At 46.2% G+C, this 2,472-nt stretch carries 2 protein-coding genes; both read left to right on the top strand.

The window, feature by feature from the left end; all coding sequences use genetic code 11:
* Positions 1-1,215: site-specific integrase (locus PJE062_RS25730; RefSeq protein ID WP_008553187.1), on the top strand; the 1,215-nt coding region annotated here is incomplete at its 5' end.
* Between the two features lie 453 nt (positions 1,216-1,668).
* The coding region (locus tag PJE062_RS26635; protein ID WP_208982494.1) for a hypothetical protein at positions 1,669-2,472 on the top strand (804 nt) is incomplete at its 3' end.

Below are 2,472 nucleotides of genomic sequence, written 5' to 3'. Positions count from 1 at the left end.
TCCGCTACTGCCATCCCTCCTCCAAGCCGTAAGCCTGTTGCTCGTGAGCTGCAAAGAGCGTCCATACAGGCCAGCAAAGCGATTGCAGAGCGTAATCAAGGTGAGCTTATAGATACCCCAAATATGCCTCACATCGCGCCTGCTTCAGCTCCTATTCAAGCTCAAGAACAGCTCTCTGACGTAATTGAAGAGTGGGCTGCTGAAAAGGCGCGGACAAGCTGGAAAGGCAAGACGGAGAAAGAGCATCGCACTTGGATGAGCAACTTTATCAGCGTTGTGGGTGATAAGCAGTTAACTGAATACACGAAAGCTGATGCTCGTGCTTTTAAAGCTATGCTCCTGAAGCTTCCTGCAAACTGGGTCAAGCAAAAGGAGATAGCTGGGCTTAATATTGCTGAGGCAGCAGAGAAAGCTTCCAAGTGGGGTCTACAGCCAATGTCAGACCTCAACGTGAATAAGATTATTGGCTTTGTGGCCGCGTTCTGGAACTGGGCAGAAGCGAACTATGACGAAGCTCCAGCTAACCTCTTCAAAGGTCTCAAGATCAAGATAAAGCAATCTGCCCGAGATCAGCGAGACCCATTCACTTCAGAAGAACTGAAAGCCATCTTTTCTGCGCCTCTCTATACGGGCTGTAAGTCACTAAGATTCTGGAAGCAAGAAGGTAGTTTGATACCTAAGGATGCAGGCGCTTACTGGGTGCCGCTCATTGGCTTATACACGGGCGCAAGGCTCGGTGAGATCATTCAGCTCTACACCACGGACATTCGCGAGCAGAATGGCGTCTGGTACTTCGATATCAATGAAGATGGAAGCGACAAGCAACTCAAAACAGTTAGCTCCAAACGCCAGATTCCCATACATGCAGAACTTATCAAAGAAGGCCTACTGGACCTCTATAAGCAGCGTAAAGCGGAGAAGCAGCAACGGCTTTTCCCTGATCTGAAAATGGGGGAGGACGGCTACTACTCTTCACCATTCTCCAAGTACTTTAAACGCTTTTTGGAGTCTGTAAGCGTTAAGCGAGACAAGAACGCCTTTCACAGCTTCCGCCACTGCTTTGAAGATGCCTGTCGGCACAGCGATATCAGCAAAGAGATCATGGACGCACTGCAAGGGCACACAGAAAAGGGAATGGCAGGACGCTATGGAAGCGGCTTTAAGCTGGAGAAGCTTGCTGAAGCGATGGGACGGCTGAGGTATGGGGTAGAGTGAGGGATTTGACACCAAAATCTATAAGGTGCTGATAAAGCTTATTTTTTTGAAGTCATATTATCCATTCAAGACGTTGGTCATTCTGTGTCAAAGATTATCGTAGGCAAACCGCCTGAGTAAGTGGGTTCTTACAGGTACAATAGTGGAACATTTTTTGGCGGAAATTTTTGAGCGGTCTACCATATACTGGAAGTAAAGCTGTTCCCCCCATACCCTTCTGACTTGACGCCTCATTAAAGGTCAGCGTTAGAATGTTATTCTTTGAGAGAGTAGCAGCATGTTGCCTAAAGAGTTTATATTTGAAATGTACACTCATAAGTTTAAGTTGGTGAAGATAAATTGCTTTGAGATTCAGTGAGCGGCAAGATGGGTAGATTTAGAAACTCGAGGGAAGACTACCTTTTCCATAAGGGCAGCTGGTCTGCCTCACAAGAGGGTTGGCGCAATCAGCTCGTGTCACAGATTAATCAGCTGGATGGAGACGAGCTGCTTAATTCTTCAACAAATGATTTGGCAGAGTTTTATGTAAAACAGTTTTTCTTCGAAGTTCCCAGCCTGCGTACCGATGAAATTGTTGTCGAGCAAGAAGAAACACAAGTTGATGTAAGACATGACCCGATGCGATGGATCGAAGATAAGTCGCGCCCCTTTTATGTCGCTGGTGCCTCAGTTAACATTGAAGTTCCATTCCGTGGAAATAAAACAGGTTTTGAGATCCAACCTTCTACAAGTAATTTCAATAATCCAAGAGGTATCGTTGGTGAAGAAGCAATACACTTCTCCATTGTCGGAGCAGAGTTAACACCAGATAAAGTCAAGGCCAGCATTGATGAGAGAGTGTCATCAATAGAACGCCACTTACAATGGTTGAAAGCTGATGCCACGCATTACAATGAGGGCCTCAATCATTTGGCGACACAAACAATTGAGCATCGCAAAGAAAAATTACTTCACAACAAATCACTGGTGGCTGGTTTAGGTTTTAAGATAAAGGAAAGGGCTGGAGATCGAGGTACTTTTGCCACTCCCAAAGTTCGACGAAGATTGCCAATACCGCCTCGCCGCCCTACTGCATCACGCGAGCCCTTCACTCCAGAGCCGATTTTAGCTGACAAGGACTACGAACACATTTTGACTGTGCTTGAAAACATGGTCCAAGTTATGGAACAGAGTCCAGGCGCTTTTCGCGATATGGACGAAGAAAGCCTTAGAACCCATTTTCTTGTACAGCTTAATGGTCATTATGAAGGGGATGCC

The organism is Pseudovibrio sp. JE062 (assembly GCF_000156235.1).
GTDB lineage: Bacteria > Pseudomonadota > Alphaproteobacteria > Rhizobiales > Stappiaceae > Pseudovibrio.
The sequence above is the reverse complement of the archived record's forward strand: the minus strand, read 5'-3'. Positions and strand labels throughout refer to the sequence as shown.